General features: G+C 66.0%; 18 protein-coding genes. 7 read left to right on the forward strand and 11 right to left on the reverse strand.

Annotated elements, in window-relative coordinates:
* From GGD62_RS09845 to GGD62_RS09880, 8 genes are read right to left on the reverse strand one after another with little or no spacing between them, the layout of a single operon-like run.
* Entirely contained in the window at positions 1-720 is a 720-nt protein-coding gene (locus GGD62_RS09845; RefSeq protein ID WP_183235282.1) for an ABC transporter ATP-binding protein, read from the reverse strand.
* Complete coding sequence (locus tag GGD62_RS09850; protein WP_018320758.1) at positions 713-1,468, reverse strand: ABC transporter ATP-binding protein; 756 nt, start codon at positions 1,466-1,468, stop codon at positions 713-715. Before GGD62_RS09850 ends, GGD62_RS09845 begins: the two co-directional genes overlap by 8 nt.
* Positions 1,465-2,463: a branched-chain amino acid ABC transporter permease gene (locus tag GGD62_RS09855; protein WP_183708214.1), complete on the reverse strand. Its 999-nt coding sequence runs from the start codon at positions 2,461-2,463 to the stop codon at positions 1,465-1,467. Before GGD62_RS09855 ends, GGD62_RS09850 begins: the two co-directional genes overlap by 4 nt.
* Positions 2,460-3,335 (reverse strand): branched-chain amino acid ABC transporter permease, encoded by an 876-nt coding sequence (locus GGD62_RS09860; protein WP_018320760.1) that lies wholly within the window; start codon positions 3,333-3,335, stop codon positions 2,460-2,462. The genes GGD62_RS09855 and GGD62_RS09860 overlap by 4 nt, the downstream gene beginning before the upstream one ends.
* 11 nt (positions 3,336-3,346) lie before the next feature.
* Complete coding sequence (locus GGD62_RS09865; protein WP_183235278.1) at positions 3,347-4,588, reverse strand: ABC transporter substrate-binding protein; 1,242 nt, start codon at positions 4,586-4,588, stop codon at positions 3,347-3,349.
* A gap of 23 nt (positions 4,589-4,611) precedes the next feature.
* Entirely contained in the window at positions 4,612-6,987 is a 2,376-nt protein-coding gene (locus GGD62_RS09870) for a xanthine dehydrogenase family protein molybdopterin-binding subunit (RefSeq protein ID WP_183708215.1), read from the reverse strand.
* Complete coding sequence (locus GGD62_RS09875; protein WP_018320763.1) at positions 6,984-7,508, reverse strand: (2Fe-2S)-binding protein; 525 nt, start codon at positions 7,506-7,508, stop codon at positions 6,984-6,986. Before GGD62_RS09875 ends, GGD62_RS09870 begins: the two co-directional genes overlap by 4 nt.
* Positions 7,505-8,365: a xanthine dehydrogenase family protein subunit M gene (locus GGD62_RS09880; protein WP_183708216.1), complete on the reverse strand. Its 861-nt coding sequence runs from the start codon at positions 8,363-8,365 to the stop codon at positions 7,505-7,507. The genes GGD62_RS09875 and GGD62_RS09880 overlap by 4 nt, the downstream gene beginning before the upstream one ends.
* 254 nt (positions 8,366-8,619) lie before the next feature.
* Here GGD62_RS09880 and GGD62_RS09885 point away from each other — a divergent pair, with 254 nt between their 5' ends.
* Positions 8,620-9,240: a TetR/AcrR family transcriptional regulator gene (locus tag GGD62_RS09885; protein WP_026202419.1), complete on the forward strand. Its 621-nt coding sequence runs from the start codon at positions 8,620-8,622 to the stop codon at positions 9,238-9,240.
* 167 nt (positions 9,241-9,407) lie between these two features.
* On the opposite strand, the gene hutU is transcribed toward GGD62_RS09885, so the two are convergent.
* The 3 genes from hutU to hutI are packed head-to-tail and all read right to left on the reverse strand — an operon-like array spanning position 9,408 to position 13,858.
* The gene (gene hutU, locus GGD62_RS09890) at positions 9,408-11,078 is read right to left on the reverse strand and encodes a urocanate hydratase (protein ID WP_183708217.1); all 1,671 of its coding nucleotides are present in this window, start codon (positions 11,076-11,078) and stop codon (positions 9,408-9,410) included.
* 9 nt (positions 11,079-11,087) lie between these two features.
* Positions 11,088-12,647 (reverse strand): histidine ammonia-lyase, encoded by a 1,560-nt coding sequence (gene hutH, locus GGD62_RS09895; RefSeq protein ID WP_183708218.1) that lies wholly within the window; start codon positions 12,645-12,647, stop codon positions 11,088-11,090.
* Positions 12,644-13,858 carry an imidazolonepropionase gene (gene hutI, locus GGD62_RS09900; protein ID WP_183708220.1) on the reverse strand — a complete coding sequence of 405 codons (1,215 nt, stop codon included), beginning with the start codon at positions 13,856-13,858 and terminating at the stop codon, positions 12,644-12,646. Before hutI ends, hutH begins: the two co-directional genes overlap by 4 nt.
* 84 nt (positions 13,859-13,942) lie before the next feature.
* Between hutI and GGD62_RS09905 the strand changes: the two genes are divergently transcribed.
* The 6 genes from GGD62_RS09905 to GGD62_RS09930 all read left to right on the forward strand — a co-directional run bounded on the left by GGD62_RS09905 (position 13,943) and on the right by GGD62_RS09930 (position 19,929).
* Positions 13,943-15,301, forward strand: coding sequence for a formimidoylglutamate deiminase (locus GGD62_RS09905; RefSeq protein WP_183708222.1), 1,359 nt, complete (start codon positions 13,943-13,945; stop codon positions 15,299-15,301).
* The gene (hutC, locus tag GGD62_RS09910) at positions 15,298-16,026 is read left to right on the forward strand and encodes a histidine utilization repressor (RefSeq protein ID WP_018320770.1); all 729 of its coding nucleotides are present in this window, start codon (positions 15,298-15,300) and stop codon (positions 16,024-16,026) included. The genes GGD62_RS09905 and hutC overlap by 4 nt, the downstream gene beginning before the upstream one ends.
* Before the next feature lie 105 nt (positions 16,027-16,131).
* Entirely contained in the window at positions 16,132-17,076 is a 945-nt protein-coding gene (locus GGD62_RS09915) for an ABC transporter substrate-binding protein (protein ID WP_183708224.1), read from the forward strand.
* Between the two features lie 72 nt (positions 17,077-17,148).
* Positions 17,149-17,922, forward strand: a complete 774-nt coding sequence (locus GGD62_RS09920; protein WP_028142738.1) for an ABC transporter permease — start codon at positions 17,149-17,151, stop codon at positions 17,920-17,922.
* Positions 17,919-18,704 carry an ABC transporter ATP-binding protein gene (locus GGD62_RS09925; protein WP_020508750.1) on the forward strand — a complete coding sequence of 262 codons (786 nt, stop codon included), beginning with the start codon at positions 17,919-17,921 and terminating at the stop codon, positions 18,702-18,704. The genes GGD62_RS09920 and GGD62_RS09925 overlap by 4 nt, the downstream gene beginning before the upstream one ends.
* Positions 18,697-19,929 carry a Zn-dependent hydrolase gene (locus GGD62_RS09930; protein WP_183708226.1) on the forward strand — a complete coding sequence of 411 codons (1,233 nt, stop codon included), beginning with the start codon at positions 18,697-18,699 and terminating at the stop codon, positions 19,927-19,929. Before GGD62_RS09925 ends, GGD62_RS09930 begins: the two co-directional genes overlap by 8 nt.
* Positions 19,930-20,263 lie beyond the last annotated feature (334 nt).

Below are 20,263 nucleotides of genomic sequence, written 5' to 3' on the forward strand. Positions count from 1 at the left end.
TCACACCGCGCAGTAGCGTTCCTGGATGTCCTTGTCCGCCAGCAGCGCCGCCGCGCTGCTTTGATGCACGACCTCGCCCTGGTCGATTATCACGGCGCGGTCGGCCAATCGAAGAGCCCATTCGACGTTCTGCTCGACCAGCAGCAGTGTCTTGCCCTCGTCGCGCAGGCGGCGGAACAGCACGCCCATCTCCTCGACGAGGACGGGCATGATGCCCTCCGAGGGTTCATCCAGCAGGATCATCTTGGGCTTGCCGATCAGCGCGCGCGCGATCGCCAGCATCTGCTGCTCGCCGCCGGAGAGCGTCACGCCCTCCTGGTCGAGGCGCTCCTTCAGGCGCGGAAAGGTTTCGGCGATCTCGTCGATCGCCGTCCGCTCCTCGATGTCGCTGCCGGCCGCGACCAGGCCGAGCCGGAGATTCTCGCGAACCGACAGCCCGGGAACGATGCGCCGCTCCTCGGGCACGTAGGCCAGGCCAAGGTGGAAGCGCTGATGGGCGCGCAATGGCAGGAGCTCCCTGCCCGCAAAGCGCACGCGGCCGGTCGCCTTCGGCATCAGGCCCATCATGGTTCGCAAGGTCGTGGTCTTGCCGGCGCCGTTGCGGCCGACGAGGGCAACCACCTCGCCCTCCTTCACGTGCAGGGAGATGCCGTGGAGGATGTGGCTCGCCCCATACCAGGCGTGGAGATCTTCGATTTCGAGCAGCGCGGTTTCAGCCATAACCTTCACTCTGTCCGAGATAGACCCGGCGGACCTCCGGATTGCTCCTGATCTCGTCGGGCGCGCCGTCGGCGAGCAGGCGGCCATGATGCAGCACCACGACGCGCTTGGACAGGCCCAGCACCATCTTCATCTTGTGCTCCACCAGAAGCACGGTGCGCCTGTCGGCAAGCCGCTCCAGCAGCGCGACCATATCCTTGGTCTCTTCCGGTCCCATGCCGGCGGTCGGCTCGTCGAGCAGCAGCAACTCGGGCTCGGAGACCAGCGCGATCGCGATCTCCAGCGCGCGCTGCTGGCCATGCGAGAGGAATTTTGCAAATTCGCTTCGCTTGCCGAGAAGCCCCACCGCGTCGAGTGCCGCATCAGCACGCGCATGCAATTCGGTCAGCCGAGCGCGGTTGCGCCAGATGTCGTAGCTCACAGCCAGCGCCTGGGCCGCGACGCGGACGTTCTCATGCACTGACAGGTCCGGAAAGATGTTGGTGATCTGGTAGGAGCGCGAAATGCCCTGGTGCACGAAGCGGTGCTGCGGCAAGCCGTTCAGCTCGCGTCCGCGGAAGTGCAGCTTGCCGGACGTCGGCGTCAATACACCGGAGAGGATGTTGAAGAACGTGCTCTTGCCGGCCCCGTTCGGCCCGATAATCGAGGTCAGCTGCCCCGCCGCAAAGGACAAGGTAATATCCTCGAGCGCGACGAAGCCGCCGAAGCGCTTGCCGATTCCCTCGGCGCGAAGCAGCTCGCCGCTCATCGCCGCGCCTTTCCGGTACCGAGGACGTCCAGCAGCGTTCCCCAGATGCCCTTGGGCAGGAACAGCACGAACAGCACGAAGATCGCGCCGACGAAAATCTGCCAATGCGGCGTCCACAGCGAGATGACGTCCTCCAGGATCAGGAAGCTCGCCGCGCCGACGAAGGGTCCGAAGAAGCTACGGGCGCCGCCGAGCAGCACCATCATCACGATCATGCCCGAGGTCTGGTAGTGCAGGATGTCGAGCGGCACGATCGACAGATGCAGCGCCAGCATGCAGCCGCCGAGCGAGGAGATCGCGCCCGACAGCATGAACACGACCAGCTTGCTGCGTTCGACATCGTAGCCGCAGGCCCGCGCCCGCTGCTCATTCTCGCGGATCGCCTCGATGACGGCCCCGAACGGCGAGTTCAGGATGCGCGATTGGAACCACATCGCCAGCGCCGCAAAGGCCATCAGCACGTAGTATTTGTTGACGGGGTCGAGAAAATTGACCTGGAGGCCGAACAGGCTGATGCGGTCGACGGTGAAGCCGCGCAGGCCGTTCTCGCCGCCGGTGAAGGACGAGGCCTGGAGCGCGACGTAATAGACGAGCTGCGCCAGCGCGAGCGTGACCATGGAGAAATAGATGCCGCGGGTGCGCGTCGAGATGATTCCGATCACGGCCGCAAGGCAGGTGCTGAGACCCACGGCGATCGCGACCGCGGCAAACCACGGCACGCCGTAACGCCCGATCGCAATGCCGGTGAAGTAGGCCCCCGCACCGAAGAACGCGGCCTGGCCGAATGACAGCAGCCCGGTGTAGCCAAACAGCAGATTATAGCCCATCACCACGACGCCGTAGATCAGGACGTTGACGGCCAGCGCCTTGGACGGCAGCAGCCAGGGCAATATGGCCAGCACGGCGATAGAGAGCAGCACGCGGTGGTCGAGAAGCCGGCCGAGCCCGCCCGGCGCAGGCTTGGCGAGAGCCTCGCCGCTCGAAGGGGGCGTCACGCCGTCCTCCCTCTCACACCGAACAGGCCTTGCGGGCGGATCAGCAGCACCACCGCCATCAGCGCGAACATCACGATGGTCGCCATTTCAGGCGCGAACAGCGCCACCAAGCTGATGGAAATGCCGACCATGAGGCCGGCCACGACCGCGCCGACGATCGAGCCGAGGCCGCCGATCACGGTGACGACGAACGCTTCCGCGAGCACCAGCGAGCCCATCTCCGGATTGACGCTGCGCATGGGCCCGGCGAGCACGCCGCCGAGGGCGGCAAGCCCGACGCCGAGCCCGAAGATCGCGAGCCACACCCTGCCGATGTCGACGCCGAGCACCTGCATGATGGTGGGATCGCGCGCGCCGGCACGGACGATCAGGCCGACTCGTGTCTTCTCCAGCGTCAGCCAGAGTGCCAGCAGCACCACGGCCACCAGCACGATGACGAACAGGCGGTAGCGCGGGAAGAAGCCGATGCCGAGATCGAGCACGCCGATCAGCTGCGGCGGGGTCGGGAATGGAATGCCGTCGCTGCCGAACACGATGCGCACCCCCTCGACCAGGACATAGCTTAGGCCGAAGGTGAGCAGCAGCGGATCGTCGATCGAGCGCCCATACAGCCTGCGGATCAGCACGAACTCGATCAGCATGCCGAACGCGCCGATCAAGATGGGCGCAAGCAGCAGCCCCCACCAGAAGCTTCCGGTGAGCGAGGCCAGATACAGCCCCGCATAGGCCCCGATCATGAACAGCGCACCATGGGCGAAATTGACCACCCCGAGCATGCCGAACACGATCGTCAGTCCAAGCGCAGTAATCACCAGGACCGCCCCAAGGGCGATCCCGGAGAGAAGCTGCATGATGATCAGCGACAGGTCCATCGTCACAAGTCTTAGGTCGCGTGGCCGAGCTCGCTGCAGCTGCGCAGCATGTCGTCCGAGCCGGTGTCGTTGGCGAGAATGGCGAACAGATCGTTGTCGCCCGCCATGGCGGACTTCTTCTTGGACTCCAGCACCAGCACCGACTGCACCGACTGATGGTCGCATTTGCGGTAGTGCTGCGGTCCCTTGGTCAGATCATATTGCAGCTTCTCCAGCGCATCGACCACCTTGTCGGTGTCGGTGCCGCCGGCGGCCTGCATGGCGGCCAGCAAGGATCCGACGCCGGAATAGCCGTAGGCGCCGTAATCGGTCGGGATCGCACCGCCATTGGCGGCCTTGAACGCCGTGTTGAACGCGGCTGCCGATTTGCTCTGCGCTTCCAGGCCCCAATAATAATTGGCGCCGCCGACCACGCCCTCGAACACGTCGGGGCCGACCGCGAGGCGCTGGTTGTGCAGGATGACGGGGACGACGATCTTCATCTGCTGCTTCACGCCGAAATCCACCGCCTGCTTGATCGCATTGGCCTGGTCGCGCCCGAAATTGGAGATGCAGAGCACGTCCGGCCGCATCGACATCAGGCGCGGCATGAAGGTGGAATAGTCGGCGGCACCGAACGGATGCAGGATCTCCCCGACATTGTCCGCGCCGATCGCGGCCTGCGCGCGCTTGAAGCCGCGCAGCATCTCGTGGCCGTAGGCATAGTCGGCGACGAGATGGGCGACCTTCATGCCCTTCTTCAGGGTCTGCCGCGCCACCGCTGCGGTCGTCATGTGCGGATTGAGCGCTTCGTGGAAGGTGTATTTGCTGAAATCCTTGGCTTCGTTGATCGTGTCGGACTGGCTGATCGAGACGTAGATCACGCCGCGGGCACGCGTGACCTCGTTGACCGCGAGCTGCACGGCGCTGGAGAGGGCGCCGACCACGGCATGAACCTTGTCCTTCTCGATCAGCTCGAGCGTACGCGTCGCAGCCTCGCCGGCATTGAGCTTGTCGTCGCGCACCAGCAGCTCGACCTTGCGGCCGCCAATGCCGCCCTTGTCGTTGACGAGCTTGACCGCAAGCTCGGCGCATTTGACCTGATCGCGCGCTTCCGCCGCGAAGGGGCCGGTCAGCGGCGTCGGAAAGCCGATGCGGATCGTCTCATCGGCCGCGCGGCCGATCCGGGGCATGGCGAGCAGCGCCGCGCTTGCCGAAAGGCCGGCGAGCGCGGTGCGGCGGGATATTTTCGGGGTCGAACCGGATTTGGGCATGATTTCCTCCAATCGTCTTTTTTCTAGAAACGCTTCAGGGCTTTCAGGACTTTTGTCGGCGTGATCGGGATCGAATTGATCGTGGCGCCGAACGGCGCGAGCGCGTCGTTCACGGCGTTGAGCACGCAGGCGGATGCGGCCGCCGTGCCGGCTTCGCCGACGCCCTTGGCGCCGAGCTCTGTGTCCGCGGTCGGCGTCTCGACATGGCCGATGACGATGTCGGGCATCTCCATCGGCATCGGAACGAGGTAATCGGCCAGCGAGCCGTTCATGAGCTGGCCGGTCTCGCTGTAACGGCATTCCTCGAACAGCGCCGCGCCCAGCCCCTGCACGATACCGCCGCGAAGCTGTTCGTCCACCAGCATCGGATTGATGACGCGGCCGCAATCCTCGACGATGAAATGCTTCAGGAGCCTGATGAAACCGGTCTCCACATCGACCTCCAGCGAGGAGCCCTGGATGCCGTTGGTGAAGGCGAAGGGATAGCCCTGCGGCGCGAAGTGATGGCTCACGGTGAGCTGCGCCTGCGTGCCCGGCGGCAGCGTGTCGGAGCGGAAATAGGCGATGCGTGCGATCTCGGCAATCGGCAGGCGCGGCTTGCGCGTCACGGCGTCTACGATTTCGCCATCGACGATGTCGAGGGCCGACGGTTGCTCCTGCAGAATGAGCGCGGCAATCTCCAGGATGTTGCGCTTGAGCGCGCGCGTGGCCTGCAGCGCGGTCTCGCCGCCGATGCCGGCGCCGCGGCAAGCCCAGGTCGCACCGCCATGCGGCGTCACCTCGGTATCCCCGGTGATGACCTTGACGCGCTCCTGCGCCAGGCCGAGCTGGTCGGCCACGATCTGGCTGATGATCGCCTCGGTGCCCTGCCCCTGCTCGGTGACCGAGATCAGGCAGCGCACCTCCCCCGAGGGCGTCAGGCTGAGGATCGCGCCGTCCTGCGAGGAAATGCGCGCACCGCCGACGCCGTAGAACGCCGGGCTGGGATTGGTGATCTCGACGAAGGCCGCGATGCCGATGCCGCGATAGATGCCGCGCTTGCGCAAGTCGGCCTGCTCGGCACGAAGTGCGTCATAGCCCATCATTTCGTGCAGGCGCTTCAGGCAGGCCTGATGCGACAGCGCCTCGAAGCGGTAGCCGGTCGGCGAGGTCTGCGGATAGGCATCGTCGGGGATGACGTTCTGCGCCCGGATGGCGAAGGGATCGAGACCGAGCTTGCTTGCTGCCATGTCGACGAGACGCTCGGTCACCGCGCAGGCGATGGGATGGCCAACGGCGCGGTACTGGCTGGTCTGCACCTTGTTCTGGAAGATCACCTCCAGCGTGGCTCGGTAATTTTTGAAGCGATAGGGCGCGCCGATCAGGCGGATGACTTGGTTGCCCTCGACGACGCTGGTGCGCGGATAGGTCGAGAACGCCCCGATCGCGGTCAGGTCCAGAACATCCATCGCCACGATCTCGCCCTTGGCATCCAGCGCCATCCGGGCGCGGACGCGATGGTCGCGGGCGTGGATGTCGGAGACGAAGGACTCCATCCGGTCGGCGACGTATTTCACCGGCCGGCCAAGCAGGATCGAGAGACCGACCACCGCCATGTCCTCGTGATAGACATGCAGCTTCATGCCGAAGGAGCCGCCGATGTCGGTCGCGATGACGCGGACGCGGGCTTCCGGAATGTTGTAGTGCCGCGAATAGAGGTCCTGAAACTGATACGGGGTCTGCGTGCCGTGATGCACGGTGAGCATGCCCGCGGATGGATCGTAGTCGGCGACGATGGCGCGCGGCTCCAGCGTCACCGCCGTGTGGCGGCCGAAGGAGAACTCCTCCTCCACCACATGGGCCGCATGCGCAAAGGCGTCATCAACGACGCCGCTGTCGAGCTGGCTGCGGAAGCAGGTGTTGTTGGCACTGCCCGGATTGACCAGCGGACCGTCCGCCTTACGTGCGCAGTCGATGTCAACGACGACGGGAAGGTCCTCGTAGTCCACCTCGATCAGCTCCAGCGCATCTTCAGCAATCGCCCGGCTCTCGGCAACGACGGCGACCACCGCCTGTCCGGCCCAGACCACGCGATCGAGCGGCAGCGGCAATTGCGGCGCGGAGGTCATGCCCTTGAAATGATCGAGCGTGCCGGTCCAGGGCGTGCAGATTTTTGCGAGATCAGCGCCCGTGGCGACGAGATGTACGCCCTCTAGCGCACTGGCCTCGTCGATCTTGATCGAGACGATTTTCGCGTGCGCATGCGGGCTACGCAGGAATGCGGCGTAGAGCATGCGCGGCAGCTTGAGATCGCTGACGTAACGTCCCCGCCCGGCGAGCAGCCGCTTGGCGTTGGGCCGCGGCAGCGCACGGCCGATATAGGAGTTCGGGCGATCGAGCGAGGTCAGCGGCGCGCTCATGTCGCGCCTCCATTCTCACTATGCGCTTTGGCCACGGCGTCGACGGCGTCGACGATCGCCTCGTAGCCGGTGCAGCGGCAGTAATTGCCCGACAGCGCGTCGCGGATATCCTCGCGGCTCGGCTGCGCCGTTTGCGAGAGCAGCTCGTGGGCGTTGATCAACATGCCCGGCGTGCAAAAGCCGCACTGCAACGCATTGCGGCGATGGAATTCGGCCTGGAGATCGGCGAGCAGACCGCTCTCGCTGAGCCCCTCGATGGTGTCGATCCTGCCGCCATCAGCCTGCACCGCGAAGATCAGGCAGGAATGCACGGCGCGGCCGTCGAGCTGCACCAGGCACGCGCCGCAGGCGCCCATCTCGCAGCCGGCATGCGTGCCCGTCAGCTCGAGCTTGTCGCGCAGGCAATCGACCAGCGTGTCGCGCGGCGCGACCTCGCAGGCGACCTTGCGCCCGTTGACGACGAAGCGGACCCGCACCGTCTCGTCGGCCTCGCTCAGCAGACTATCGTCGAAGCCGCTCATGCGCCCTCACCGAGGCGTCCGAGCAGGCGGCCAAGCAACACGCGAGCGAGATGCAGCCGCATCGCGGGCGGCACTTCGTCGCCCTCGGGCGGCGCGAGATCGCCTTCGAGCGCGCCTTGCGCGGCAGCGATGCGTTCTGCATCCAACCTCGCGCCGATCAAGGTGGCTTCGACCCCCTTCACCCGCGTCGGCGTATTGCCAACGGAGAAGAATGAGATGCGGATGTCGTCAATGCGCTCACCGGTGCAGGTCGCAAGCATACCGCAACCAACCAGCGCGTAATCCCCACGCCGCCGCGCCAGCTCGTCGAACGCAAAGCGCTGATCCGCCCTGAACAGCGGAACGTAGACCGCGGTGATCAGCTCGCCGGGCTCGAGCGCCGTCTCGAACAGGTCGATGAAGAAATCATCAGCCTTCACGCGTCGGCGGCCTGAGAGGCCGGCGATCTCGATCTCGGCATCCAGCGCCAAGGTCATCGCCGGAAATTCGGAAGCCGGATCCGCGAGCGCGACACTGCCGCCGAAGGTGCCGCGGTTGCGGATCGCGGGATGGGCGACGAACGGTGCCGCGGCGTGCAGCAGCGGCGCGAACTCGGCAATCAACGGCTCGCTCAGCATCTCGCAATGGCGCGTCAGCGCACCGATGCGCAAGCTGTCGCCTTCGCGCCTGACGCCGCGCAGCTCGCCGATGTGGGTGATGTCGATCAAAAGCCGCGGCGCCTGCAGCCGCAACGACAGCGCCGGCACCAGGCTCTGGCCGCCGGCGATGAAACGCGCATCGTCCCCGGCGCGTGCGTGAGCATCCAGCGCCTGGTCGATCGTCGCAGCCCGAAAATAGCTGAAAGCCTTCGCCTTCACTGCCGTTTCCCCGAGATCCATCGGCTCATCAGCCGGGATGCCAGATTTGTAACCATCTGGTCTCAAAATCCTGACACGCCTCCCAAGGCCGGTCAACAGGAAATGACCATTTGGTCACAAAAGCGCCTTGGGCTATGAAGGTAGTGGCACGTTGATTCAGCGACGAGATGGCCCGAAAAGCGCAGAAAACTTTGAGGCGACCGGTCCGCAAGCGGATTGAGACAGGCAGCAAGCCCGCGCCAAAGCGTCGCAACATGCGCGCGGCCGACCGCGAGCGCGCGATCGTGGACGAGGCCATCCGCTTCTTTGCCGAGCGCGGCTTCGAAGGCCAAACCCGCGAGCTCGCCAAGCGCATGGGCATCACGCATTCGGCGATCTACCGTCACTTCCCCAGCAAGGAAGCGCTGATCGAGCGGGTCTACCAGGAGGTCTATCTCAGCCGCTGGTCGCCCGATTGGGGACCGATGGTCCGCGACCGTTCGCTGTCGCTGGAAGCGAGGCTCACGCGCTTCTATCTCGACTATGTCGAGCGCGTATTCGAATATAATTGGGTGCGGATCTTCGTGTTCTCTGGCATGAAGTCGTTCGGCATCACCAGCCGCTATCTCGACATCGTCCGCCGCGAGATCATCGAGCCGGCCGCGGCCGAGCTGCGCTTTGAGCTCAAACTGCCCGACTCAAAAGCTCACTCATTGAGCGAGCGCGAGACCGAGCTGTTCTGGGGCCTGCACGGCCGCATCTTCTATCTCGCCATCCGCAAGTTCATCTACGAGACGCCGATCCCGCCAGATCTCGACGCCATCGTCCGCGACGCCGTCCAGACCTTCATGGACGGCGCGAAGACGACGATGCCGAAGCTCTTGGTCAGCGGCTGAATCGGCGACGCTGCCCCGAAGGAGGTGCGCTCCCTCTCCTGCTTGCGGGGAAGGGCTGGGGTGGGGGTGCCTCCGCAGAGAGACTCCCTGATTGGAGAGAGCCCCCACCCGGCGCTCCGCGCCGACCTCCCCCGCAAGCGGGAGAGGTTGATCGAGCCCGCGGCTAGCTACTTCGCTAGGCTCGGCAGATCGAGCCCCTTCTCGCGGGCGCAGTCGATCGCGGTCTCGTAGCCCGCGTCGGCATGGCGCATGACGCCGCTGGCGGGATCGTTCCAGAGCACGCGCTCGATCCGCTTGGCCGCTGCCGGCGTGCCGTCGGCGACGATCACCATGCCGGCGTGCTGGGAATAGCCGATGCCGACACCGCCACCATGGTGCAGCGACACCCAGGTCGCGCCGCTGGCGCAATTGAGCAGCGCGTTCAGCAGTGGCCAGTCGGACACCGCGTCCGAGCCGTCCTTCATCGCTTCAGTCTCGCGGTTCGGGCTCGCCACCGAGCCGCTGTCGAGATGATCGCGGCCGATCACGATCGGCGCCTTGAGCTCACCGCGCGCCACCATCTCGTTGAAGGCAAGGCCGAGTCGGTCGCGATCGCCGAGGCCGACCCAGCAGATCCGCGCCGGCAGGCCCTGGAACTTGATGCGCTCCTTGGCCATGTCGAGCCAGTTATGCAGATGCTTGTCATCAGGCATCAGCTCCTTGACCTTGGCGTCGGTCTTGAAGATGTCCTCGGGATCGCCCGACAGCGCGGCCCAGCGGAACGGCCCGACGCCGCGGCAGAACAGGGGGCGGATATAGGCGGGGACGAAGCCCGGGAAATCGAAGGCGTTCTTCAGGCCCATGTCCTGCGCCATCTGGCGAATGTTGTTGCCGTAGTCGAGCGTCGGAATGCCCTGCGCATGGAAATCCAGCATGGCCTGGACGTGCTCGAGCATCGACGTCTTCGACGCGCGCTCCACCCCCTTCGGATCGGAGCCGCGCTTGGCTTCCCACTCGGCTAGCGTCCAGCCCTTCGGCAAATAGCCATTGACCGGATCGTGCGCGCTGGTCTGGTCGGTGACGACATCCGGCTTGACGCCACGGCGCACGAGCTCCGGGAAAATCTCGGCGGCATTGCCGAGCAGGCCGACCGAGACCGCCTTCTTCGTCTTGGCGGCATCTTCCATGATCGCCAGCGCTTCGTCGAGCGTTGCCGCCTGGCGATCGAGATAGCCGGTACGCAAGCGCATCTCGATGCGGCTCGGCTGGCATTCGACCGCGAGCATGGAAGCGCCGGCCATGGTCGCGGCCAGCGGCTGCGCACCGCCCATGCCCCCCAAGCCGGCGGTGAGAATCCATTTGCCGGCAAGGCTGCCGCCATAATGGCGACGACCGACCTCGACGAAGGTCTCGTAGGTGCCCTGCACGATGCCCTGGCTGCCGATATAGATCCAGGAGCCGGCCGTCATCTGGCCGTACATCATCAGGCCCTGGCGATCGAGCTCGTTGAAATGGTCGAGCGTTGCCCAATGCGGCACGATGTTGGAGTTCGCGATCAGCACGCGCGGTGCATCCGCATGGGTGCGGAACACGCCGACCGGCTTGCCGGACTGGACCAGCAGCGTCTGGTCGCCTTCGAGCTTGCGCAAGGCGGCAACGATCCGGTCAAAGCTGTCCCAGTCGCGCGCGGCGCGGCCGATGCCGCCATAGACGACGAGCTCGCTCGGGCGCTCCGCGACGTCAGGATCGAGGTTGTTCATCAGCATGCGCAGCGGCGCTTCGGTCAGCCAGCTCTTGGCGCTGATGTCGCTGCCGCGGGGGGCGCGGATGGTGCGGTCGTTGTCCAGTCGGCGGTTCATGCGGACCTCTTAATCAAGTCTCGGAAACGGATCGGATGGAAGCGCAGTGATCGCGATGGCCGGCAACGCATCCGCATCGATCAGTGCAGCGGCCTTGGCCAGATCGCCGGCCATGTAGCGGTCCGCACCGAGCGCCGGCACCTGCTCGCGCAACGCGGCGATGACCGCAACGAGCGGAGCACTGGTCGCATGCGGCGCGCGCAGCGTGATGCCCTGGGCAGCGACCAGCAGCTCGATGCCGAGGATGGCGGCGAGATTGTCGGCCATGTCGGACAGTCGCCGCGCGGCATGCGCGGCCATCGAGACGTGGTCTTCCTGATTGGCGCTGGTCGGCGTCGAGTCGATCGAGCAGGCCGCCGCGCGCTGCTTGTTCTCGGCATAGAGCGCGGCCGCCGTCACCTCGGCGATCATGAAGCCGGAGTTGAGGCCGGGATCGGGGGTCAGGAACGGCGGCAGGCCGAAATTCAGCGCCGGATCGACCAGCGTCGCAATGCGCCGCTCGCTGATCGCGCCGATCTCCGACAGGGCCAGCGCGAGCGCGTCGGCGGCAAATGCCACCGGCTCGGCGTGGAAATTGCCGCCGGAGACGATCTCGCCGGTCTCGACCAGCACCAGTGGATTGTCGGTGACCGCGTTGGCTTCGACGATCAATGTGCGCGCGGCCTGCGTGATCAGGTCGAGCGCTGCGCCCGCGACCTGCGGCTGGCAGCGCAGGCAATAGGGATCCTGCACGCGCTCGTCGCCTTCGAGATGCGACAGGCGGATGTCGCTGCCATCCAGCAGCGCGATAAGCGTCGCGGCTGCGGCGATCTGCCCGGCGTGACCGCGCAGTGCCTGGATTTCGGGACGGAACGGCGCCGTCGAGGCCATCGCGGCGTCGACCGACAGCGCCCCGGTCACGAGCGCCGCACGCGCCAGGCGAAACGCGCGCAGCACGCCGGCAATAGCGTAAGCGGTCGAGAACTGCGTGCCGTTGATCAGCGCGAGCCCCTCCTTGGGGCCGAGCGTCAATGGCGCGAGGCCGGCAGCCGTCAACGCCTCGCTACCGGACACGGTTTTCCCGTCAACGATCGCCTGCCCTTCGCCGATCATCACCGCTGTCATATGCGCGAGCGGCGCAAGATCGCCGGAGGCGCCGACCGAGCCCTGCTGCGGCACCAGCGGAGTGACACTCCGTGCCAGCATGGCCTGCAACTGCTCGATCACCGCGCGGCGCACGCCGGAAGCGCCGCGCCCGAGCGAGACGATCTTCAGCGCCATCATCAGCCGAACGATCGGCTCGGGCGTGGCTGGGCCGACGCCGCAGCAATGCGAGACGATGAGGTTGCGCTGGAGCAACGCGGTCTGGTCGGACGGAATGCGCTTCGAGGCCAGCTTTCCGAAGCCGGTGTTGATGCCATAGACGGGCACGTCGGCGTGCGCGGCCTTCGCGACGATTTCCGCAGCCGCTTCCACGCGTGGCCAGAACGACGGATCGAGCACGACGGATGCGCCTTCCAGCACGCGCGCGAGATCGTCGAGGCTGACCGCTCCCGGCTTGACGATGATCGCGGTGCCCTGCTCCGTCACTGGCCCCTCCAGACCCGGCGATGCAGCGGATTGAAGCCGATGCGATAAACAAGCTCGGCGGGACGCTCGATGTCCCAGATCGCGAGGTCGCACCATTTTCCGGCTTCCAACGTGCCGGTTTCATCGAGCACGCCCAAGGCACGCGCGCCCTCGCGGGTGATTCCGGCGAGGCATTCGGCGACGGTCATCCGGAACAGGGTCGCGCCCATGTTCATCGTGAGCAGAAGCGAGGTCAGCGGTGAGCTGCCGGGATTGCAATCGGTCGCGAGCGCCATGGAAACGCCGTGGGTACGGAACGCCTCAACCGGCGGCTTCTGCGTCTCGCGGATGAAGTAGAATGCGCCAGGCAGCAGCACGGCCACCGTACCGGCCTTCGCCATCGCGGCGGCGCCCGCTTCATCCGTGTGCTCGAGATGATCCGCCGACAGCGCCGAGAATCTTGCAGCGAGCGCCGCACCGCCGAGGTTCGACAACTGATCGGCATGGAGCTTGACCGGCAGCCCGAGCCCCCTCGCCGTCTCGAACACCTGCGCGGTCTGCTCCGCCGAAAAGGCGATGCCTTCCATGAAGGCGTCGACAGCGTCGGCGAGGCCCGCCTTTGCAACAGCGGGCAGCATCTCGTTGCAGACCAGATCGATATAGCGATCCTTGTCCCCGTCCGCTTCCACCGGCAGGGCGTGCGCCCCGAGGAAGGAGTTGCGGATGGCAACCGGCCGCTGGCGGCTGATGCTGCGCGCGGCCGCGAGCTGGCGCATCTCGGTTTCGGTGTCGAGGCCATAGCCCGACTTGATCTCGACCGTGGTCGCGCCCTCACCGATCAGCGCATCGAGCCGCGGCAGCGCGCTCGCGACGAGATCAGCTTCGCTCGCCTTGCGCGTCGCCGCCACCGTCGAGACGATGCCGCCGCCGGCGCGCGCGATCTCCTCGTAGCTCGCGCCCTTCAGGCGCAGCTCGAATTCGTGCGCGCGGTTGCCGCCATAGACGAGATGGGTGTGGCAGTCGACGAGGCCGGGCGTGATCCAGCGACCTTCGCAGTCGTTCCGTTCGGCCGCATCGGCATCCGCCGGAAAATCGGCCTGCGCACCGGCATAGACGATATGGCCGCCGCGCGCGGCGATCAGGCCACGTTCGATCTCGCCGAGATCGGGCCGGTCGGCCCGCATCGTGGCGAGCCGGGCATTGTGCCAGATCCGGTCGAAGCGCTCTGCCATGCAACGGTCCCTTCGCGTGGGATGCTTGACTTATATGTCTAGACATATAATCGTGGGACCGTTCTGTCCAGCCGGCGTGTAATCATGACCCGACTGCATTTCGCCTCCGCGCTCCTGCCCTCGGGCTGGGCCAATGACGTGCAGGTGGTGATCACCGCCGGCGCGATCGCGGCGGTGTCCGCGGGTGTGCAGCCGGCCGCCGGCGACGAGCGCCACGCCATCGCGCTTCCGGGACTTGCGAGCCTGCACAGCCACGCCTTCCAGCGCGGCATGGCGGGCCTCGCCGAACTGCGCGGCAATTCCACCGACACGTTCTGGACCTGGCGCGAGACGATGTATCGCTTCGCCCTGGCAATGACGCCGGACGACGTCGCCGCCGTCGCAACACTTCTCTATGTCGAGATGCTCGAGCAGGGATTTACCCGCGTCGGCGAATTCCATTATCTGCATCATGATCGCGACGGTTCGCCCTATGCCGATCCCGCCGAGATGGCCGCGCGCATCGCGCAGGCTGCCGAAGCCTCCGGCATTGCCCTGACCTTGCTGCCGAGTTTCTATGCGCACGGCTCCTTCGGTGGCGCAGCGCCTCATGACGGCCAGCGCCGCTTCATCTGCTCGGTCGATCAGTTCGCGGCATTGATGGCCGCCTCGCGCAGGGCCATCAGCGCATTGCCCGGCGCCAACATCGGCATCGCGCCGCACAGCCTGCGCGCGGTGACGCCGGACGAGCTTGCAGCGATCATTCCGCTCGCCGAGGGCGGCCCGGTGCATATCCACGCCGCCGAGCAGGTGAAGGAAGTCGACGACTGCCTCGCCTGGTCCGGCCGGCGCCCGGTGCAATGGTTGCTGGAGCACGCGCCCGTCGACCGGCGCTGGTGCCTCATTCACGCGACGCACATGACGGATGCGGAAATCACGGCATTCGCGAGCGCTGGCGCGGTCGCTGGCCTCTGCCCCATCACCGAAGCAAGCCTTGGCGACGGCATCTTTCCCGCCTGTGAATTTGTCGCTGCCGGTGGCGCCTTTGGCGTCGGCACGGATTCCAACGTGCTGGTCGGCGTCGCCGACGAATTGCGCCAGCTCGAATACGGGCAGCGCCTCAAGCACCGCGAGCGCAACGTGCTCTCCGCCGGCGCAGGCCGCTCGACCGGACGGACGCTGTTCGATCATGCGCTCGCAGGCGGCGCACAGGCGCTGGCGCAACCGACCGTCGGCCTCGCGCCCGGCGCGCGCGCCGATATCGTCACGCTCGACGGCGCACATCCCTCGCTGGCAGGGCGTCACGGCGATGCCACGATCGACGGCTGGATCTTTGCCGCGGGCAGCGGCGCGATCGACTGCGTCTGGGCCGGCGGTCACAAGGTGGTCGAAGGCGGACGTCATGCGTTGCGACAAGCTGCACGCGAGCGCTTCAACGCGGCGGTTCGGAGGCTTGTCGCATGAGCCTTGCCACCGACGCGGCCGACAAGCCGACGCTGTACAAGCGGATTCGCGCCGACATCGAGAAGCGCATCCTGACCGGCGAATGGCCGCCGGGGCATCGCATCCCGTTCGAGCACGAGCTGGTGGCGCGCTACGGCTGCTCGCGCATGACGGTGAACAAGGCACTGTCGGAGCTGGCGCAGGCCGATTTGATCGAGCGGCGGCGGCGCGCCGGCTCCTTCGTCCGGCGGCCGCAGCACATGTCGGCGGTGCTCAAGATCGCCGACATCCGCGCCGAGATCACCGCATTGGGGCGCGCCTACGGCTATGAGTTGATCGGCCGCAAGCTGCGCACCGCGACCACTGCCGATCGCGACCGTCTCGGCGTGAGGAAGGTCGGCAAGGTGGTCGCGATCACCTGCCGGCACAGCGCCGACAAGGTGCCGTTCGCCATCGAGGACCGGCTGATCGACCTTGCATCCGTGCCTGACGCTGCGACCGCCGATTTCTCGCGCGAGCCGCCGGGCTCCTGGCTGCTGCACCATGTCCCATGGACCGAGGCCGAGCACACGATCAGCGCCATCGTTGCCGACGATCGCACGGCGGACGCGCTCGCGATCGCCGTCGGCGCGCCCTGTCTCGTGATCGACCGCTACACCTGGCGCAGCGCACGCACCATCACCGCCGTGCGCCTGCTCTATCCCGGTGACTCTCACCGCCTTGTCGCGCGATTCAAGGGAGGCTGAGAGGACATGTCGGCACAAATCGTGCAACGCTTCGGGCAACGGTCCATCCGGACCGACAATGATCAACAGGACGTCTATCCATCGATCGGCAAGAGGACGACAATCATGCGTAGTTCGACGATAATTGCGACAATCATTGCTCTTTCGGCCGCCACTCCCGTGCTCGCCGACGACGTCAAGGTCGGCGTGGGCATCTCCGGCTGGACCGGCTTCGCGCCGCTGACTTTGGCGAAGGAGGCTGGCATCTTCAAGAAGAACGGCCTCGACGTCACGATCAAGAAGATTCCGCAGAAGGACCGGCACCTTGCGATCGCGTCCGGCGACATCCAGTGCGCGGCGACCACGGTCGAGACCTGGATCTCCTGGAACGCCAACGGCGTTGCGACCAAGCAGATCTTCCAGCTCGACAAGAGCTTCGGCGCCGACGGCATGGCTGTGCGCAACGACGTCGCCGCGATCAAGGACCTGAAGGGCAAGACCGTCGCCGCGTCCGCGCCCGGCACCTCGCCTTATTTCGCGCTGGCCTGGATGCTCAAGAAAAACGGCCTCACGGTGAAGGACGTCACCGTCGTCAACCTCGAGCCGGCCGCGGCCGCGCAGGCCTTCGTCTCCGGCCAGAACGATGCGGCGATGACCTATGAGCCGTATCTGTCGACGGTGCGCGCTGCGCCCGACAAGGGCAAGATCATCGCGACCACGCTGGACTATCCGATGGTCATGGACACCTTCGGCTGCACGCCGAAATTCCTGACCGACAATCCCCAGGCCGCCAAGGCGCTTGCCGACAGCTATTTCGAGGCGCTCGACATGATCGCCAAGGACCAGGCCAAGGCCTACGAGATCATGGGTGCGGACGTGAAGCAGAGCGGCGAGCAGTTCGGCAACTCGGCGAAGTATCTGCGCTGGCAGGACAAGGCCGCGAACCAGAAGTTCTTCGCCGGCGACTTCCTGACCTTCAACAAGGAGGCCGCCGAGCTGCTGCTCGAGATCGGCATCATCAAGGCTGCGCCGAAGGTCGAGGATCTCTTCGACGCCAGCTTCATCAAGTAAGTCACTCACGCGCTGCTGGCCCCGTCTCGCGGCGGGGCCGGCAAGTCGGTTCACCGCCCGGATATATCGTCGATGCGTCCCCTGGACCCTGTTACATCGAAGCAGCGCGTGGCCTACGGCCTTGCATTCTTCGTGGTGTTCGTTGCCCTCTGGTCGTGGGCGACCTTTGGCGGCTATGTGTCGAAGACCTTTCTCGCCAACCCGCTGACCATGGTGCAGGAAGGTTATGACCTGCTGGCCAAGCAGGGTTTTGTGTTCGACATCGGCATGACGATCTGGCGCGTCGTCGGCGGCTTTGCGCTCGCAGCGATCATCGCAGTGCCGCTCGGCGTTCTCATGGGCGCCTACAAGCCGGTCGAGGCGTTCCTCGAGCCGTTCGTCTCCTTCGCGCGCTATCTGCCCGCCTCCGCCTTCATTCCGCTGTTGATTCTGTGGGCCGGCATCGGCGAGCTGCAGAAGCTCCTCGTCATCTTCATTGGCTCGGTATTCCAGGTGATCCTGATGGTCGCCGTGACCGTCGGCGCCACGCGGCGCGATCTGGTCGAGGCGGCCTATACGTTGGGGGCCCGCGACCGCGGCATCATCCGCCGCGTTCTGCTGCCCTCCTCCGCGCCCGAGATCGCAGAGATCCTGCGGCTGGTGCTGGGCTGGGCTTGGACCTATGTGATCGTCGCCGAGCTGATCGGCTCGTCCTCGGGCATCGGTCACATGATCACCGACAGCCAGGCGCTGCTCAACACCGGCCAGATCATTTTCGGCATCATCGTGATCGGGCTGATCGGCCTCCTCTCCGACTTCATGTTCAAGGCATTCAACGCCTGGCTGTTTCCGTGGAGGCTCGCATGACGATCCTCAAGGTCGAGCAGGTCTCGCGCACTTTCCCCGCACGCCACGGCAACGCGCCGACCAAGGCGCTGGAGCCGACCGATCTCGTCATCGGTAACAACGACTTCGTCACCATCCTCGGCCCCTCCGGCTGCGGCAAGTCCACCCTGCTGCGCATCGTTGCGGGCCTCGACCGTCCGACCAGCGGGCGCGTCACGCTCGACGGGCGCGAGGTGGCTGGTCCCGGCGCCGATCGCGGCATGGTGTTCCAGTCCTACACGCTGTTTCCCTGGCTCACCGTGCGCGAGAACATCGCCTTCGGCCTGCGCGAGCGCGGCGTGTCCGAGGCGGAGCGGCACAAGATCGCCGACGCCTTCATCCGTCAGGTCGGCCTGTCCGGCTTCGAGAATCATTGGCCGAAGCAGCTCTCCGGCGGCATGCAGCAGCGCACGGCGATTGCGCGCGCGCTCGCCAACGACCCGAAGATCCTGCTGCTGGACGAGCCGTTCGGCGCGCTGGACAACCAGACCCGCGCCCTGATGCAGGAGATGCTGCTCGGGATCTGGGAGCGCGACCAGAAGACCGTGCTGTTCGTGACCCACGACATCGAGGAAGCGATCTTCCTCGGCAGCCGCGTCATCGTCATGAGCGCGCGCCCCGGCCGTATCAAGGCCGAGATCACAGTGGACCTGCCGCATCCGCGCTCCTACAAGATCAAGACCACGCCGGAATTCGTCCAGCTCAAGGAACGGCTGGTCGAGGAGATCCGCACCGAGGCGCTGAAGGTTACTGAGCATGCCTGACACCAAGCCGCGCGCCGATGGCGCACGCGTCCTCGCCGACCTCAACGCACTCCGCGCCATCGGCGCCTACAAGACCGGCGTGCACAAGCCGACCTTCTCCGAGCCGCACAAGCTCTCGCTGGACTGGCTGGTGTGCAAGCTGCCCGATGCAGGTCTCTCTGCTTCGATCGACGGCATCGGCAACGTGTTTGGGACCAGCGCCAAGTCCGGGCCGAAACTGCTGGCCGGCTCGCATCTGGAGAGCCAGAACTACGCCGGCTGGCTCGATGGCCCGCTCGGCGTCGTCTATGCGCTCGAGGCGGCGCGCGTGCTCAATGCCGCCCCCTCCGTGAAAGGCGCGGTCGAAGTGGCCGCCTGGTGCGATGAGGAAGGTCATTTCGGCAGCTTCCTCGGCTCGCGCTCTTATGTCGGTCAGGTGACTGAAGCCGAGATCGACGCCGCGCGCGACCGCACTGGCGGCCGCACCATGCGCGATGCGCTCGCCGAGATAGGGCTCGCAGGACGCCCGCGCGTCGGCGTCGAGCCGGGCCGGCACGTCGGATATCTCGAGGCGCATATCGAACAGGGCGACACGCTCGAAAGCGGCAAGCTTGCGATTGGCGTCGTCACCTCCATCGTCGGCATCTGGCAGTACCGTATCAATTTCGCCGGTGAGCAGAATCACGCCGGCACCACGCGCATGGCCGTGCGCAAGGATGCGGGGCTGGCGCTGGCCAAATTCTGCGTCGCGATCGACGAGCGTTTTCCTGATTCCTGCGGCCCGCGAACGGTCTGGACCACCGGCCGCATCACGCTCGATCCCGGCGCGCCGAGCATCATTCCGGGTGGAGCGGAGATGCTGTTCCAGATCCGCGACGACGATCCGGCCGTCATTGCCCGGCTGGAGCAGCTGCTGCGGACCATGGCTGACGAAGCCAGCGCGAACGGCCCCTGCACCGTCACCGTCGAGAAAATCCGCACTGGCGCGCCCGCCATGATGAATCCCGGCTTTCAGGACGCAATCGAAGCCGCGAGCAAGGCGCAGGCCGGTGGACGATCCATTCGCATGCCCAGTGGCGCCGGCCACGACGCGCAGATGCTGGCAACCGTCATGCCCGCCGCCATGCTGTTCGTGCCGTCGATCGGCGGCATCAGCCATCACTGGACCGAGAACACCGCCGATGCCGATATCGTCACCGGCGCGCAGGTGTACGTGGACGCCTGTCGGCGGATCCTTACGGGTTAGAACGAGCCAGGAAAGCGCTGCGTCGGGGTACGAGAGCGGAGGTATGACGCACAGTCTCTCCACCGTCATTGCGAGGCTCCAATGCACATCCCAGCTGCAGTGCCGTAGGGTGGGCAAAGGCGCATAGCGCCGTGCCCACGATCTCTCTCCATATTCAACAAGGCGTGGGCACGCTGCGCTTTGCCCACCCTACGAAATCGAGTTTGTGGCACGCAGCTCAAGTTGCAGACACGGCATCGCGGCCTCGCGGCGCATTTCGCCCGAGCTTTGCTTGGTCTCGCGACCCTCTAAATCCAAGAGGGCGCAGGGAAGGCCGGGTGCTGGCTCGCACCCG

This window comes from Bradyrhizobium sp. ERR14, assembly GCF_014198235.1.
In the GTDB taxonomy this organism is placed as follows: domain Bacteria; phylum Pseudomonadota; class Alphaproteobacteria; order Rhizobiales; family Xanthobacteraceae; genus Bradyrhizobium.

Excerpts from the sequence above, each read along its gene's own strand:
- GGD62_RS09915 (WP_183708224.1), top strand. The coding sequence starts at position 16,132 with ATGCGTAGTTCGACGATAATTGCGACAATCATTGCTCTTTCGGCCGCC.
- GGD62_RS09930 (WP_183708226.1), top strand. The coding sequence starts at position 18,697 with ATGCCTGACACCAAGCCGCGCGCCGATGGCGCACGCGTCCTCGCCGAC.
- hutI (WP_183708220.1), bottom strand. The coding sequence starts at position 13,858 with ATGGCAGAGCGCTTCGACCGGATCTGGCACAATGCCCGGCTCGCCACG.
- GGD62_RS09865 (WP_183235278.1), bottom strand. The coding sequence starts at position 4,588 with ATGCCCAAATCCGGTTCGACCCCGAAAATATCCCGCCGCACCGCGCTC.
- GGD62_RS09885 (WP_026202419.1), top strand. The coding sequence starts at position 8,620 with ATGCGCGCGGCCGACCGCGAGCGCGCGATCGTGGACGAGGCCATCCGC.
- GGD62_RS09870 (WP_183708215.1), bottom strand. The coding sequence starts at position 6,987 with ATGAGCGCGCCGCTGACCTCGCTCGATCGCCCGAACTCCTATATCGGC.
- hutC (WP_018320770.1), top strand. The coding sequence starts at position 15,298 with ATGAGCCTTGCCACCGACGCGGCCGACAAGCCGACGCTGTACAAGCGG.
- GGD62_RS09905 (WP_183708222.1), top strand. The coding sequence starts at position 13,943 with ATGACCCGACTGCATTTCGCCTCCGCGCTCCTGCCCTCGGGCTGGGCC.
- GGD62_RS09875 (WP_018320763.1), bottom strand. The coding sequence starts at position 7,508 with ATGAGCGGCTTCGACGATAGTCTGCTGAGCGAGGCCGACGAGACGGTG.
- GGD62_RS09845 (WP_183235282.1), bottom strand. The coding sequence starts at position 720 with ATGGCTGAAACCGCGCTGCTCGAAATCGAAGATCTCCACGCCTGGTAT.
- hutU (WP_183708217.1), bottom strand. The coding sequence starts at position 11,078 with ATGAACCGCCGACTGGACAACGACCGCACCATCCGCGCCCCCCGCGGC.
- GGD62_RS09925 (WP_020508750.1), top strand. The coding sequence starts at position 17,919 with ATGACGATCCTCAAGGTCGAGCAGGTCTCGCGCACTTTCCCCGCACGC.
- GGD62_RS09920 (WP_028142738.1), top strand. The coding sequence starts at position 17,149 with ATGCGTCCCCTGGACCCTGTTACATCGAAGCAGCGCGTGGCCTACGGC.
- GGD62_RS09850 (WP_018320758.1), bottom strand. The coding sequence starts at position 1,468 with ATGAGCGGCGAGCTGCTTCGCGCCGAGGGAATCGGCAAGCGCTTCGGC.
- GGD62_RS09860 (WP_018320760.1), bottom strand. The coding sequence starts at position 3,335 with ATGGACCTGTCGCTGATCATCATGCAGCTTCTCTCCGGGATCGCCCTT.